Below are 15,768 nucleotides of genomic sequence, written 5' to 3' on the forward strand. Positions count from 1 at the left end.
AATGCCACATAATTTCATTGATTATTTAGTCTCAGAAATTTTGAAACTAGCAAGCCAATTTATCGCTTCAGAAAATGATGATCTACGCGTAGTTTTTGCTGCCGTGCCAGCAAGTATGCTTAATGAAGTATTTGATCAGTTTGAGGCTTTAGGGCCTCGAGTGAACATTGAACGAAATGGACAAGTTAAGTCAGTACCAGTTCTTTTAGTACAAGAAGGGGTGGAAGATCCATCTCATTCAGATAGTACTCGATGTTCAAGTAATCATGTTGTGAAAATTAGGACGTCTTACGCTTCTTATCTGGCTCTTGCCGCTATTAATGATCCCCCACTATTATCAAATGGAACAACAGTCGACAAAATAGGTTTGGAGAAAGTGAACCATGTGAGCTTCTCTACGTGGAGAGAAGAATACTTTGTTCAAAATACATTCAAAGCTGTAATGCAACGTTTTGAGCAGATAGAGGAAACAGAGTTAGCTCTGACTTGGGCTGCTTTAGCTGAAGCTTTCGAGCAAGCAGCTCAGAGTGATGATATAGAGGAGCCCTGGGAGCTATTACGGAGCCTGTACGATACCGGCTGTACAGCAAACAATCCCCAAGATATGTGTCATGCCTTAGGTCTTCCTTTTTTAGATAGTGGGGAAGTTCCTAACCCTAGTATCAATTCCGATTTAGCTAGTTTTTTCCAAGAAAATGGATTCAACTCTGGCGTTGACCAATTGAAAAGTGAAACCGAGTCGCAAGACATAAAAGAAGCTCTAGATTCATTTAAGCAAACGGTAGTGTCTATCTTTAGAACACCTCAGGAGTTTATCACTCGACCGTTGGGGAATTATGCCAAAGCTCAAAGAGAGAGTAATCAAGATTGGTGGAAAGTACTTACTCAGCAGGTTTGGTTGGAGTTGCTCAACCATGGGGAATCTCAGGAAACCGGTACACTTAAGCTGAGCTGTTTAAACGAAGTTTTTCGTAGGAACTTAAATAGCCAGTTAGCCGTAGTCCAATCGATACCAAAATTTCAACTTGAAATCGATGACATACTTAAAGGAGAGGAAATTGTAGTATCGCGGGCTTCGGGGCGGAAAAAATTAGATCCAGTCGATTCGTTTATAACGAATGACAACAGTCTAGAATGGGAAGATACATCTGTACCTGATGAGCATGAACAATATGTTAGGTATATATTCGAAAGCCAGAAACTGGCAAAGCCTGTATTAATTAAAGTAATTTCATTAGAATCGTATACGCCTTTAGTAGTTGTGAATAGTTTGTCAGCTCAGAAATTGAGCCCGTTTAAGAAGAAGAAAGTTGGCCGCGGAGCATCGGCAAAGACACGCTATGACTGTGAACTAACGACCAACGGAGAAGGTACTCACACTGTCGAGTTTTATCTGAGACAATCAATATCTATGCCGAAGAGTATTACCGGTAAAGTAATTGAAAGTGATGACGATGATACGAACAGTCAGACTTGGCCCATAACTCAATCAGATGACCTATCTGGGTATGCAATGGCTGTCATTGAAGCTGATGAAGCGTGCAATATTGAGTTTGAGATTAGTACAGACGATTTAGACGAACCACTTAAGTATCAGATAGTTGTTAATCCCAATGAATTTGCTGCCAAAGGCGCTACTAGTGAATTTGATAAACTAGTACGGAATAATTGTGCTAGATCTTCAAGTATTGCCAAGGTTGATGTCAGGCCGAGCATGTTGACTCACCTAGAATCTTGGATTTTGGATGAAGAGGAGTCGTTTTACCCTTTACTTATAGGTCCTGGTTTCAAAGAGGCATGGCATCCCCCAACTTGGAGAGATTACCCTCGACTGTCTACCCTCGAATTAACAGTTGACCCGCGACCTAAGATAAATGAGCTAAGCCCACCTGATAGTTTCCTTATTGCTAGAAATAAAGTCAGGGAGCTATTACAACACCTATGCCATGAAAAGGCTTGCACTATAGAAGCGCTCAGTCTTGGTCAGATGGTGCAGACACCAAGTGTTCGAACACTTGTCGAGCAATATATTAATGAATATGTTAATTGGCTAAAAAGTCCAGATTCGCTGGCTTGCTGGTCTGATCTTATTACAGTTCATCGAGCTCAGTCTAATGATCAATATTTGGAAGCCAAACCGGTAGCACTGATTCTGTCTCCTATGCATCCAGTAAAACTAGCATGGCAGTGCAATGCTCAATATTTACTTCATGAAGCCCTTCAGAAAGGAGTTCCGTCACCTGTTGCGGGTATTATTGACCCTTCTAGTTTTCCTGATTGTTTAGCGTTAAATTGTCGAGATGTTAATGGTCAATTTAATCCAGTCGGTTATGCCTCGGTTAAGAGCTCTTCAGAGTACTGGTCAGTATTATGGCGAATTAGTGCGATTTCTGAGGTTGAGAGAGGTAATGATATTGGTGTCTTTGGCTCTGAATTAGGGCTTATGCTGGAAGGCATGATTAATGGCTTTAATAAGCAGCAAGTGAAGCGTTCATTTGATGAAATTCGTCAATTATATCCAGCAAAATCTCGCCTTAAAGTTTCTTTGCATAGTGACTCTTCTGGCTATAGTTCATGTAATGAAGGTATTGATGAATGGTGCTTGGAAAACTTGGGTTCAGAAGTCGATGAGTGGTCTCCTGCTGGTGGTCTTACAATACAGATCATAGATAGACGACCCACTGAGGAACAGCCAGAACCTGCAATACTTGCATCATTGACAGAGCGCTCTGATACCAGCGTACGATGGTATACAGGGCAGAAGAAGGCGATGAGCTTTTCTCGTGATCTTTCCATTGTGGACCATCTGCAAACTATGGATCAGGAATTTCGCAAAGATGAGGTTCGTTCAGCTGTCGATCCAAGCTGTTTATCGAGGCTTAGCATTAAGAAAAATGCATCGAATCATCGCCAGTATTTATCAATGTCTAGAGCGGGCCGGTTTGTTCTTGAGCATAAAGAAAATAGGTTACAGGGTGGATTGTGTGAAGCGCTCGACATTCTTGAATCTTCTTTTGTTAGAGATCTAGGAGTTGATAGCTTAGGCTTTGCTCCAAACTTACAAACCTTGAATGCATCGTTAGAAAATACCCGATACAGTGCTATTTCTTCATCAGCAGTCGATGCAAGTTGTTTTCACAGTCCAGATGAAGATGCATTCCTTTGGGACTTTGAATTACCCCGATATGCTCCTGGTTCTGGACAGTCAAGTGGTTTTTATTTAGTGGCAAAACAGTCTCCAACGATGGTGACGGCCATGAAAACTGTTTTGAGTAAACTTTTAGGCGATAAAGCAGTAAGTGATGCTCAAGTAGTAGTTCTTTTAGGTGAGATTTCACGTCGTGGTATTCCAACACTCAAACGCCTGACAAGTGGTGGCTCAGCTAGCCTGGGCGAAGTTGGAATGCTCGTTGCCTCTCGTTTACTGCAATCCGATTTTCAACTTCAAGATAATGGAAATGGCCTAATCCCTTCAATAGTTAATAGTACGGTTAACTTAATCATTCCAGCAGATGTTTTTCAACCTCGATTCGATGAGTTACGAAATGCATTAGGAAGTGAGAATCGAGAGCGTCCTGACTTATTAGTTATGAGTATTGGGTTCGCTGTAGATGCTGGAGATGGCTTACTAGAACCTTATAAACTCAAAATTACTCCCATCGAAGTTAAGGCTCGCTCAGGAGAAATGACTGATAAGCAACGTTCAGAAGCATTGTTACAAGCAAAGTCATTTTCAGATTTTCTTATAAATTTAAAGTCAAAAGTAGAAGAAGCAGAACTGTGGGGCATTGCATACCGTGATTTGCTTGCAAGCTGGTTGGATTATGGTTTCCGTGTTTATGGTGAAACTCATGCCGCTCAATCTAATAAATTCTGGGTCGATTATCATCAACAAAGTATAGCTAAGCTTATGTCTGGTGAACTTGAGGTAGAAATAGAACCTCAAGGAAGACTTATTACTATAGAAAATACTTCAAGAAGCAGAGTTGTTTGTTCTGGTGATGGGGATTTTAAAGATACTACAATCTTAGGGTATGAACTTGCTGCCTCGTTATTGACTGGCAAGCAAATTTCAACAGTAGACCTAATAATGGAACAAGTAGGTGCTTGGGGGCTATTAGCCTCAACTAAAGTGCCATTGAAAGATAATACAATCAAGCCTAGCCTTGATTCTAACGCCTCTTATTTCGAGGAAAAAGAGCCAGGTGTTCTAACTACTGAGACTAAATTTGGGGCACCATCAAAGAAGGCTGTTGAAAACGAATCGACCACAAAGCCAAAGGAGCTGGAAAGCTCTTCTATGAACGAGCATGAAGGTTTGAAGTTTAAAGTTGGAGAAAGTACGGATCTGATCGGGCGTAAAGATGTTTACTTTCACCCTGGTAATACAGCCTTGAATAACATAAATGTTGGAGTCGTAGGGGACCTTGGTACAGGAAAAACGCAGTTACTTAAATCTATTGTATATCAGATGGTTAAAGACCCTGAGAGCAATCGTGGCAAAGCGCCTAAAGTGTTGATTCTTGATTATAAAAGAGATTTTAGTGATTTAGCTGATGAAAACTGTAGTTTTATTGAAAAAGCAAAAGTTAAAGTTGTTTCACCTTATAAGTTGCCGATAAATTTGTTTGCAACAGACGGGGACGATTCGAATAGAGTAAAGCTAGATAAGATCGGATCTTTTAGAGACATTTTGAAGAAAATTTTCAATGTTAATGCACCAGTACAAGATAGGAACTTAAAAGAAGCAATTAAAGCTGCTTATAAAAAAACAAGTGAAAACGAGAATAGAGACCCTACTATTTATGATGTTTTTGAGCATTATGAAATATTAGTAGATGGTAAACCTGACTCCGTATCTGGAATTATGAGCGATCTAGTTGACTATGAGATATTCGAAGACGACCCAGCCAAAATTGTATCCTTTGATCAGTTTTTTGATGGGGTTGTAGCTATAGATTTAAAAGAACTTAGTGATGATAAATTGAAAAAAATGGTTATCGTTATTTTCCTTAATCTATATTGCGATTATATGCTTAGAGTCGATAAAAAGCCTTTCTTGGGTAAGGAGACGCAGACTCGCTTCATTGATTCTTATTTATTAGTAGATGAAGCACATAATATTTTACCTTACGAATTCCCTGTGTTGTCAAAACTTTTGTTACAAGGTCGAGCTTTTGGTGTTGGAGTAATCCTTGCCTCACAGTTTTTTGAGCACTTTAAGACACAAAGAGAGGACTACCTAAAGCCAATGCAGAGTTGGTTTATTCATCAAGTTCCGGGGATTACGGCTAAAGATCTTAATAGAATAGGGCTTCCATCTGCTTCCGACGGTACAGTTAAAAGCATATCTGGCTTGGAACCCTTCCATTCTCTTTGTAAAACGTTAGATTGGAATGGTGAATTTGTAGAAGAAACACCTTTTTACAAGTTAGATTGAGTACTGTTGTTCATGCTTTAATACCTGGAAATAATGTTAAAAATGCTGTATAATGACTGTGTATTTATACAGTATTTAGTTTTTGAACGTGGTAGCTAAAGTGAAAAAAAATGATTTAGTAGGGACGTATATTGACTTGTTTTCAGGTTGCGGAGGATTCTCTTTAGGGCTTGGTAACGCAGGCTGGAAAGGCCTCTTTGCGGTTGAAAAGGACCCTATGGCATTTGAGACTTTTAGGCATAACTTGATTGATGGCGATAAATATAATCACTTCAATTGGCCAGAATGGTTGCCTAAGAGGGCTACTACAATTCAAACTCTACTTGAAGACCATGGTGACTCACTTAAGACGTTAAAGGGAAATGTTGATTTAATTGCTGGAGGGCCACCTTGTCAAGGATTCTCTCTAGCCGGTCGAAGGAACGCATCTGATCCAAGAAATCAATTATCTGAGCAATACATAAAAATGGTTGAAATTGTCAGCCCCAAATATTTAGTGCTTGAGAATGTCCGCGGTTTTAACGCAAAATTTAAAGATTCAAATGGTATCGCAGCAAAGCAGCCATATTCAATGGTCGTAAAGTCTAAGTTAGAAAATCTTGGTTATACGGTGTTTACTGATTACGTGCATAGTGAAAATTACGGTGTGCCTCAAAAGCGTACTCGTTTTATTATGATTGGTATTAGAAATGACATCCTGAAAAGTGATGTGAATCCTTTTGAGATTCTTGAGTCATTGAGATATGATTTTCTAAAGAAGAAAAAGTTACCAATTAGCAAACCTGTCAGTGTCAAAGCTGCTATAAGTGATTTGGAACATACAGGCGCAAATATTGTACATCATTCTGGGAATAAAGTTACCGGCTTTAAAATGTTAGATTATGTTGCTCCTGAAAGGCCGACAACATACCAGAAGGCTATGAGAAAAGGGCTTAATGGTGTTAAGCCAAATGGATTGAGAATCGCTAGGCATCGAAGTACCACTGTTGAAAAATTTAAATATATACAACAGATATGTCGCCCTGGTTTAGGTCTGACGGATGAGCAAAAAGAAGCTATAGGAATGAAAAAACAAGTTATAAGTGTCCTAGACCCAACACAACCTTCTAGAACGTTGACTACGTTACCAGATGATTTGCTACACTATTCTGAGCCTAGGATATTAACAGTTCGTGAAAATGCCAGAATACAATCTTTTCCTGATGATTTTAAGTTTCAAGGAAAGTATACAACTGGTGGACACCGAAGAACCCAAGAATGTCCTAGATATACACAAGTAGGGAATGCTGTCCCTCCTTTATTAGGAGAGGTTTTGGGAACTCTTATTTTGAGTATAGCGGACATATGATAATTAAGAAGAATTTAAATAATTAGCTCGAATAATTGAGATAAATATTCTAGAGCTTCCCTCCGCTCTTCCAAGTAATCATACTGATCATAAATACCTTCAACACCTTTTAACTTGTGATTCAAACATCTCTCGGCCACATGGCCGGGAGTACCTTGTTTTGCCAGTAGCGTACGACAAGTACGGCGCAGGTCATGTACCGTAAAGTGCGGCATGTTGCCCATCAAGTTAGGCGGTTGTTTCTTCTTACCTGCTTCATGACCAAATAATTTAGTAATCGCTCTGTTAAGTGTGTCCGCGCCCATGTGAGGGTGTAACCCTCCCCAAAAAACTGGTCATTAGCTATTAGAGTTTTTCCGTTTACACTGAAACAAACGGAGAACGCATGATGAAAAAATCACGCTACACAGAAACGCAAATCGTAAAGATCCTGAAGGAAGTCGAAGCAGGACGAAAGGTTAACGAAGTCTGTCGTGAATATGGCATCTCTGATGCGACATACTACAACTGGAAGTCCAAGTATGGTGGTATGGAAGCGTCAGATGTTAAACGGCTCAAAGAGCTCGAGGATGAGAATCGGAGGCTCAAGCAAATGTTTGCAGACCTCAGCCTCGAGCACCGTATCGTTAAAGATATCCTGGAAAAAAAGCTGTAAGGCCAGCGGTTAAACGCGAGCTCGTCGATTACGCTCGCAAACACTATCAGGTCAGTTTGCGAATGGCCTGCCGCGTAGTTGGCATTAGCGACTCAGTCTATCGCTACCGACCAGAGCCTCATCGAGATGATGAGGTTATCGCTAAATTGCAAGAGGCAGTAGAGCGGTACCCTGCATACGGTTTTAGCAAATTATTTAAAGTACTTAGGCGCTGGGGACACCGATGGAATCATAAACGAGTCCATCGAGTGTACTGTTCGCTCAAGCTAAACCTACGGCGCAAGGGCAAAAAGCGCCTACCTAAACGAAATCCAGCGCCACTGGTATGCCCAGAGTCGATCAACAGTTGCTGGTCTATCGATTTCATGAGTGACGCATTGCTCTGCGGCAGACGCTTTCGTACGTTCAATGTCGTGGACGATTTCAACCGTGAGGTGCTAGCGATTGAAGTAGATCTCAATCTGCCTGCACCACGCATTATAAGGGTGCTAGAACGCATTATTGCCTGGCGAGGGTACCCCAGTAAGCTGCGCATGGATAATGGCCCTGAATTTATCTCGACCACTCTGGCTGAATGGGCTGAAGAAAACGCAGTTGAACTGGAATTTATTCGCCCAGGCAAACCAACGGAGAACTCCTATATAGAGCGATTTAACCGAACTTATCGGACAGAAATACTCAACATGTACGTGTTCAAAACCTTGAGCGAAGTCCGAGACCTGACAGAAAAATGGATGAAGGAATACAACGATGAACGCCCTCATGATTCACTCGATGATCTGACTCCTTGGGAGTATTTAGCAAGGCATGAAAGTAGGAAAAACTCTAATTTAGAGTGCCACTAAAACAGGGAGGGTTACACAGAGGCTGGGTTACCTTGCAGAAGGTCCAACTTCATTCCGTGGTTAAAAAGCTGCTTACAGTGTCCTAGTGCGTCATTGGCGATGGTCGGGCGGCCGGAATCATTAATCGCTGTGATTGCAGTGCGAATATCACGGGCAGTGATTCTATCGAGAGGGATGTCACCGATGTGTGGGGCGATATCTTTGGTGTAAACACGTTTGGGGATATTCGGGTGCTTGAGGCGTTTAACTAAGGTTGGGTACCAATCTTCAAATAAGTCATTAACGGTTTTAATGCTTTCTTGTTCGGCACGCTTGCGTTGTAAGAGGGGATCAAAGCCTTCACGGACTTGCTTCATTTTAGTTGCGGCTTCGAGGCGGGCATTTGATAAGGAGAGATCTTTAACCTTACCAAGCGTCATTTCACGGCGCTTTTTATTGGAGGTAAAACGTAACATCCAACTTGCGGTGCCGGACGCTGGAACCACAAGGTATAAGCCCTCACCATCAGCATGGCGCTGTGTTTTCTCGCCACCAGCCTTAATGAGTGCTTCTACTTTTTTAACTGACAACTTAGCCATAACCCACCTCTAATAGAGCATGATCTTGGTGGATATTGCTTTACCCACCACTTACCTTTGTAGTAAGTCTATCACACCCACCACATTAACCACCACTTGGTGGTGGTTAATAGCGCATTAAAGAATACGATGATGGAAAGGTTGTCTTTCTAAGTCATTGTATTTAAGTTATTTCAATGCGGCTAGCTACAGTTATAACTGTTATTCAATATTTTGGATCTGCTCGCGCATCTGCTCGATAAGTACTTTGAGCTCTACACCGGATGCGGTGATGTCAGTGCTGATCGATTTTGAGGCTAGAGTATTTGATTCACGGTTAAACTCTTGCATCATAAAGTCGAGACGACGGCCACATGCTCCACCTTTTTTCAAGATGTTGTGCGCTTCTTTAACGTGAGAGTCGAGGCGATCAAGCTCTTCGGCGACATCTGATTTTTGCGCCAGTAGGATCAGCTCTTGCTCGACACGAGACGAGTCGAGTTCAATTTTGGCGTCTTCAAATTTCGAGAATAGACGCTCTCGCTGCCATTCAATGATTTCTGGCATGCGTGCGCGTACTTTTGTCACTTCAGCATCAATGGCATCTAAACGTTGCTCAATCAATGCCTTCATGTTGTCACCTTCGCGGCCACGCGCTTCAATGAACTCACCAATTGCCTCATCAAACGCCGCAAGCAGATCTTGATTGACGCTATCCATATCTTGCTCTTGCGCTTCCATCACGCCAGGCCAGTTCATTACTTGGAATGGATTGATGCGGCTCAGCTCACCCGTCATGTGCATCACTTGTTCAGCGGCTTTAATCACTTGGTTGGCGAGCGTTTCGTTGATGGTTAGTTCGCCTTTAGCGGCAGGGTTGGCTTCAAAACGCAGTGCACATTCGACTTTGCCACGGGCGAGGCGTTTACGAAAGCGCTCACGCAGCATTGGCTCTAGGCCGCGAAATTGTTCTGGCAGGCGAAAGTAGGTTTCAAGGTAGCGTTGGTTAACACTACGAATTTCCCATACGGCGCTGCCCCAGTCGCCTTTGACTTCTTTACGTGCATAGGCTGTCATACTGTAGATCATCGAATTTTCCTGTTTAATTATCTTTGAAAATAACGCCTGCCAATAGTAGCACAAATCGCCAATCGATAGCTTTGCCGACTAAACTTCGCTATAATCTCGCCCCAATCAAAACGTCTCCCCCTGCAAATAAGGTAGATGCCCATGCGTCCAAATGACCGCGAGGCGGATCAGATTCGCCCAATTAAAATTACTCGTAACTACACTGCATATGCAGAAGGCTCTGTACTGGTGGAGTTCGGCAATACCAAAGTGCTTTGCAATGCGACCGTCGAAGAAAACGTACCACGTTGGTTGAAAGGCCAAGGCAAAGGCTGGGTGACCGCAGAATACGGCATGCTCCCGCGCTCTACTCATTCGCGTATGCGTCGTGAAGCAGCAAACGGTAAGCAGGGTGGCCGCACTATGGAAATCCAACGTCTTATCGCGCGTAGCCTTCGTGCTGTCGTTGATTTAGAGGCGCTCGGTGAGATTATGGTCACGGTAGACTGTGATGTTATTCAAGCCGATGGCGGTACGCGTACCGCGTCTATTTCTGGTGCGAGCGTTGCCATGGCTGATGCCTTCCAACACTTAGTCGAGAAAGGCAAGCTTAAAGCGAACCCTATGAAGGGCCACGTTGCGGCGGTTTCTGTGGGTATCTTAGGCCAAGATATTTTATGTGATCTTGAGTACGTCGAAGATTCAGCCGCTGACACAGACATGAATGTGGTAATGACCGAAGATGGTCGCATGATTGAAATTCAAGGCACTGCCGAGGGTGAACCGTTTACTCATGATGAGCTAATGGACCTTCTTGCGGTGGCGAAGAAAGGCATTACCGATATTGTTTCCGCGCAGAAGGCGGCGTTAGCAAATTAAGTGTTATCTAATAGCTTCCAATTGGAGGCTATTTTTTTAAGTTCCTAGAAGTCATTTTCTAGAAACTAGACCACGGCCCTTGGGAGCTGATCTCTAGGAGCGGTTGTAAACCAGATTCCAGATAGTTCGTTTCTCACTTCTGGAATGACGAACAACATATCGTCATTCTGAACAGCGAGGTACGAGCGTGATTCAGAATCTCTTGTAATGATGCAAGGATCTGGTTTCGATCGCCTAGAGGTCAAATTCTAAGAGCTAGGTACTAGCCTCTAGTAACTATTATCAAGAGAGAAAGTAATGAAAGCATACCAGCGTGAATTTATTGAGTTTGCCTTAGAAAAAGAAGTTTTGAAGTTTGGTGAGTTTACTTTGAAGTCTGGCCGTAAAAGCCCTTATTTCTTTAACGCTGGTCTTTTCAATACAGGCCGTGACCTAGCGCGTTTAGGTCGTTTTTATGCCGCCGCTCTGGCCGACTCTGCGATCGATTTTGATGTGTTATTTGGTCCTGCGTATAAGGGCATTCCGATTGCGACTACTACAGCGGTTGCGTTAGCGGATCACCACGACATTGATACGCCTTACTGTTTTAATCGCAAAGAAGCGAAGGATCACGGTGAAGGTGGCAACTTGGTTGGTAGTGCACTCGAAGGTCGTATTATGCTTGTCGATGATGTGATCACTGCCGGCACAGCGATTCGTGAATCGATGGAAATCATCAAGGCGAATGGTGCCGATCTCGCTGGCGTTTTAGTCGCGATTGACCGCCAAGAGAAGGGCAAAGGAGAGCTTTCGGCGATCCAAGAAGTTGAACGTGATTTTGGCTGTGCGATTATCTCTATCGTTAGCCTGACTGACCTCGTCACTTTCCTTGAAGAAAAGGGCACCGCCCCTGAGCATCTAGATGCAGTTAAAGCGTACCGCGCAGAGTACGGGATCTAGACGATCCGAGAATCAAGTTCGGACTGCGTCTCTCAAGCGGTTCTTGATAGCTATTAAAAAAGGGTTGACGTATATGCGTCAACCCTTAAACGTTTTAACTCGCAACTATCCTTCGCTACCATCACCTTTGTGTGAGTTATCGTAAATACTCACACCATCTCGACGAGTTTTAAGCAGCGGCAAATTCCACATATATTGCTCTGGGCGAGGGCGAACTAAATCTTCGATGGCTTGATTCATTGCACGCGCATCTGATTCTTCGTCGCCAGTGGGAAAGTTCTCGAGCGCCGGTAAGATGTGCACTTCGTACTTACCGCTTTTATCGTTATAAGCGGGTAGTATCGGCACCACTTTCGCTTTTGAGAGACGCGCCATTTTACCAAAGCCTTTTAAGGTCGCCTTTTCGGTGCCAAAGAAAGGCACAAAAACCGAATTGGCAGCGCCAAAATCTTCATCTGGCAACCAGTAGCCAAGATAGCCATCTTTGATAGAACGGACAAAGGGTTTGACGCCCGCTTCACGAGCGAAAATGCGCCCGCCATATTGCATACGTTGCACGTGCATCAGCCAGTCGCCAATAGGGTTGCGCTGTGGCTTCATAATGGTCGTGACTTTGTAGCCCTTCGCTGCCAGCATCACTGCGGGGTAGTCGACTGCCCAGGCATGTGGCGCGAGAATAATCACGTTTTCGCCAGCATCGAGTAGTGGCAAGATATTCTCTTCACCGATCATGACTCCACGATTTTGGTTATGTTTGGTAGAGCGAACTAAAAACTCTGAATAACCGAGCAGGTATTGAGCCGCCTTAGCAAAGGTCTCTTCAAGTATCACCTGGCGCTCTTGTGCGGATTTTTCAGGAAAACAATAGGCCAAGTTCACGCGCGCTCGACGTACCACTCGACCATTTTTTTTGACAGCAAACACCGACAGTTTACTAGCCAAGCTATCGCGCCAACGAAATGGCATAAAGGCAAATAGCGCGGCAATGAAAATGCCTAACCATGTCCCCCAGTGCTTTGGATGGAGAAACGACCATTCAAACGTTGGGTTGTGTAAATGTTTGTCGGTGCTGTTTATTTGATTATTGCTCATTCAGCGACGCCTATAATTATTGGTAACGAGAGTTAGTCAGTGCTTGGTCGGGAAGTGACTTAAAGCGTTTATGTAGCCACATCCATTGTTCAGGCGCTCGCATAATAATCTCTTCGACAAATTTATTCATGTAGGCTGCGGCAGCAACTTGGTCTTGTTTCGGGTAATCGGGCTCGATATCCTTATCGGCGATGATTTCATACTGACCGGCCGCGTTTCTAAATCCAGAGCCCGGTACGATGGCACAATGGCTGGTTGTCGCCAGAATACTCGTCCCCGTCGTGGTGCAGGCCTCTTTGACCGCAAAGAAAGGTACAAATACCGATTTATTGTGGCCGTAGTCTTGATCGGGTAAGTAAAACAAGCGATCTCCCTGACGCAAGACACGAATCATCTGCTTAAGGTCGGTACGATAAATCAGTTTATTGCCATTGCGAGTTCGGCCACGATACTGAATAAACTCATACGCTGGGTTACTGTGAGGGCGATAAGCGCCGTAACCTTGCAAGCCGATCACACCAAAGGCGCGTGCGGTGATCTCGAGGTTTAACGCGTGTACGCAGCACAGTAAAGCCCCTTTTCCCTCTTGACGCAGGCGTTTTAAGATCTCAACGTCTTTCACCAGTAAAATGCGCTTAAAACGCCAGGTTGGCCAAAACCAAGTGATCCCAGTTTCGATCAGAGCCATGCCGGTATTTTTGAAATTCTCGGTAACGATACGTTCTACTTCTTGCTGTGGCATGTCAGGAAAAGCCAACTCAAGGTTGCGGCGCGCAATATGGACACGAGATTGACCAAAGCGCATACCAAGCCGTCCGATGGTGTGGCCGAGGCGCAGCAGCACGGAATAGGGAAGTAGATTCACTATCAGTGCAAGCAGACCAAAACCAAACCATACCCCCCAATATTTAGGGTGTAATAACGCGAACGAAAATGGCGGGGCTTGGTTGTACTGTTCTTTACTCATAACTATTACTTAATTTGTGCGCTGAGCAGCGCCCAATACTCTTCAAAATTTGCAGTGGGTTGATATTTAAAGTCGCTACGGACGAAACGATTGAGGCTGCCCTCGACTTGACCAAGCAGTTGAGCGGCTAATATCGTTTCATTGACCGGAAAAGATTTTCCTTCACGGAGCATTCGTTCGCGCAAGATCTGGCGCAGTGAGGTTTCAATGCGCTCGAACAGTTGGTTGATGCGCTCGCGCAGACGCTCATTTTCAAACATCAGCGCGTGGCCCGACAAAATTCGGCTCAAACCAGGATTGCGTTCAGCAAACGCTAAAATCAATTGTAGCACCAAGCGAATGCGGGTCAGGGTGTCTTTTTCTTCATCTTGAATGCGATTAATGCGCGACATGAGTGACTCTTCGATAAATTCGATAAGCCCCTCAAACATGCGTGCTTTACTCGGGAAATGACGATAGAGCGCGGCTTCAGATACGCCAACTTGTTTCGCCAGTTTTGCTGTCGTGATACGCGAAGCGCCTTCATTAGACTCAAGCATCTCTGCTAAAGCTTGCAAAATTTCATCTCGGCGGTTGGTTTTTCTTGTTCCGGCCATGAACCTTTTCCTTTTGTTACCATTTCTGAATAAAAAGGTGTTGAGTCTAAGCAATTCAACACCAGACAACCGATGACCTGTCCTATTTATCGCGAAGTGTTGCTTTAAATAGCAACAATGAGCTTTACGCTTCTATTTGCTGCGCGATGGCCATCATGATTTGCGTTGCAATTTGTTGTTTTGATGCAAGGGTAAGTGATTGCTCACCCTCTTTCCAGTATAAGGTGATTGCGTTGTCGTTGCTATTGAAGCCTTGACCTGCGACAGAGACATCGTTAGCACAAATCATATCCAGATTCTTTTTGATAAGCTTAGTGCGAGCGTAGTGCTCTACATCTTGCGTTTCAGCGGCAAAACCAACGGTAAAAGGTCGAGATTGCACCAGAGCGGCGACCGACGCGACAATGTCAGGGTTTTTAACCATGGTGATGGTCATCTCATCGTTATCATCGGTTTTTTTGATTTTCTGGGTGGCAACCTTGGCTGGTCGATAGTCGGCGATAGCAGCGCAGCCGATAAAAACATCGTGTTCAGGAGCCGTTTTCATCGCCGCGTCAAACATGCTTTGTGCGCTATCCACATCAATGCGGGTGACGCCTGCTGGTGTTGGTAGGGCAACAGGGCCTGAGAGCAGGGTAACCTTGGCGCCGAGTTGCTCGGCTGCGCTGGCAAGGGCAAAGCCCATTTTTCCAGAGCTGTGATTGGAAATATAACGCACCGGATCAATCGCTTCTCGCGTTGGGCCTGCGGTGATCACCACAGACTTCCCTTTCAGTGGTTTGTCTGAGAAAAACTGCTCGCAGAGATCAACTAACTGCATTGGCTCTAACATTCGCCCAGGGCCAACATCGCCACAAGCTTGCTCACCCGCTGCCGGGCCCCAGATCTGCATACCGCGGCGTTCAAGCGTGGCGATATTTTCTTGCGTGGCCGTATTGCGATACATTTGCTGATTCATGGCCGGAGAAACAGCGATGGGTGAGTCGGTAGCCAGCACTAAGGTGGTGAGTAGGTCGTTGCCCATTCCTGCCGATACTCGTGCGATAAGATCCGCCGTTGCCGGGGCGAGCAGGACCAAATCAGCCCATTTGGCCAACTCGATGTGTCCCATTGACGCTTCGGCGGCAGGATCAAGTAAGCTGTCAGACACTGGTCTACCAGACACGGCCTGCATAGTAAGTGGTGTGATAAATTCTTTGGCGGCGGTGGTCATCACCACTTGTACATGAGCGCCGCGCTCTATTAGACGGCGGGTAAGTTCAGCACATTTATAAGCTGCGATACCACCACTAATACCTAAAAGGATCTTTTTGCCTGCGAGTGTTTGCATGATGATCTTCCTTACAATTTCTGCCCGTAAGATACCATGCTGCGTTTAGAGT

The 15,768-nt window shown here is 44.3% G+C and carries 10 protein-coding genes and 2 pseudogenes; 5 read left to right on the plus strand and 7 right to left on the minus strand.

Annotated features, from left to right (window positions below):
- Position 1: 1 nt before the first annotated feature.
- Together ViNHUV68_RS00515 and ViNHUV68_RS00520 are read left to right on the plus strand one after the other, a co-directional pair.
- Positions 2-5,440, plus strand: a complete 5,439-nt coding sequence (locus ViNHUV68_RS00515; protein WP_391088822.1) for an ATP-binding protein — start codon at positions 2-4, stop codon at positions 5,438-5,440.
- Between the two features lie 100 nt (positions 5,441-5,540).
- The gene (locus ViNHUV68_RS00520) at positions 5,541-6,788 is read left to right on the plus strand and encodes a DNA (cytosine-5-)-methyltransferase (RefSeq protein ID WP_391088824.1); all 1,248 of its coding nucleotides are present in this window, start codon (positions 5,541-5,543) and stop codon (positions 6,786-6,788) included.
- A gap of 14 nt (positions 6,789-6,802) precedes the next feature.
- Here ViNHUV68_RS00520 and ViNHUV68_RS00525 read toward each other — a convergent pair.
- A pseudogene (locus ViNHUV68_RS00525) lies at positions 6,803-7,099 on the minus strand (integrase); the annotation flags it as partial.
- A gap of 77 nt (positions 7,100-7,176) precedes the next feature.
- Here ViNHUV68_RS00525 and ViNHUV68_RS00530 point away from each other — a divergent pair.
- A protein-coding gene (locus ViNHUV68_RS00530; RefSeq protein WP_391090223.1) for an IS3 family transposase occupies positions 7,177-8,288 on the plus strand; the annotation gives its coding sequence in 2 pieces (ribosomal slippage) (positions 7,177-7,429 and positions 7,429-8,288; 1,113 coding nt in all).
- Positions 8,289-8,305: 17 nt separating this feature from the next.
- Here ViNHUV68_RS00530 and ViNHUV68_RS00535 read toward each other — a convergent pair.
- Together ViNHUV68_RS00535 and ViNHUV68_RS00540 are read right to left on the minus strand one after the other, a co-directional pair.
- Positions 8,306-8,866 (minus strand): annotated as a pseudogene (locus ViNHUV68_RS00535) (tyrosine-type recombinase/integrase); the annotation flags it as partial.
- Between the two features lie 201 nt (positions 8,867-9,067).
- Positions 9,068-9,934, minus strand: coding sequence for a YicC/YloC family endoribonuclease (locus tag ViNHUV68_RS00540; protein ID WP_391088826.1), 867 nt, complete (start codon positions 9,932-9,934; stop codon positions 9,068-9,070).
- A gap of 141 nt (positions 9,935-10,075) precedes the next feature.
- Here ViNHUV68_RS00540 and rph point away from each other — a divergent pair, with 141 nt between their 5' ends.
- The gene (gene rph / locus ViNHUV68_RS00545; RefSeq protein WP_391088828.1) at positions 10,076-10,792 is read left to right on the plus strand and encodes a ribonuclease PH; all 717 of its coding nucleotides are present in this window, start codon (positions 10,076-10,078) and stop codon (positions 10,790-10,792) included.
- Positions 10,793-11,089: 297 nt separating this feature from the next.
- Positions 11,090-11,731 carry an orotate phosphoribosyltransferase gene (gene pyrE / locus ViNHUV68_RS00550; protein ID WP_038175412.1) on the plus strand — a complete coding sequence of 214 codons (642 nt, stop codon included), beginning with the start codon at positions 11,090-11,092 and terminating at the stop codon, positions 11,729-11,731.
- A gap of 105 nt (positions 11,732-11,836) precedes the next feature.
- On the opposite strand, the gene lpxM is transcribed toward pyrE, so the two are convergent.
- From lpxM to coaBC, 4 genes are all read right to left on the minus strand, one after another.
- Positions 11,837-12,823, minus strand: coding sequence for a lauroyl-Kdo(2)-lipid IV(A) myristoyltransferase (gene lpxM, locus ViNHUV68_RS00555; protein WP_038175411.1), 987 nt, complete (start codon positions 12,821-12,823; stop codon positions 11,837-11,839).
- Between the two features lie 16 nt (positions 12,824-12,839).
- On the minus strand, positions 12,840-13,790 hold the full coding sequence (locus ViNHUV68_RS00560; RefSeq protein ID WP_038175410.1) for a Kdo(2)-lipid IV(A) acyltransferase: 951 nt from the start codon (positions 13,788-13,790) through the stop codon (positions 12,840-12,842).
- Between the two features lie 5 nt (positions 13,791-13,795).
- On the minus strand, positions 13,796-14,386 hold the full coding sequence (gene slmA / locus ViNHUV68_RS00565) for a nucleoid occlusion factor SlmA (RefSeq protein ID WP_038175409.1): 591 nt from the start codon (positions 14,384-14,386) through the stop codon (positions 13,796-13,798).
- Between the two features lie 124 nt (positions 14,387-14,510).
- The gene (gene coaBC / locus ViNHUV68_RS00570; protein ID WP_038175408.1) at positions 14,511-15,716 is read right to left on the minus strand and encodes a bifunctional phosphopantothenoylcysteine decarboxylase/phosphopantothenate--cysteine ligase CoaBC; all 1,206 of its coding nucleotides are present in this window, start codon (positions 15,714-15,716) and stop codon (positions 14,511-14,513) included.
- Positions 15,717-15,768: the final 52 nt, after the last annotated feature.

This window comes from Vibrio sp. NH-UV-68 (genome assembly GCF_042940635.1).
In the GTDB taxonomy this organism is placed as follows: Bacteria; Pseudomonadota; Gammaproteobacteria; order Enterobacterales; family Vibrionaceae; genus Vibrio; species Vibrio pacinii.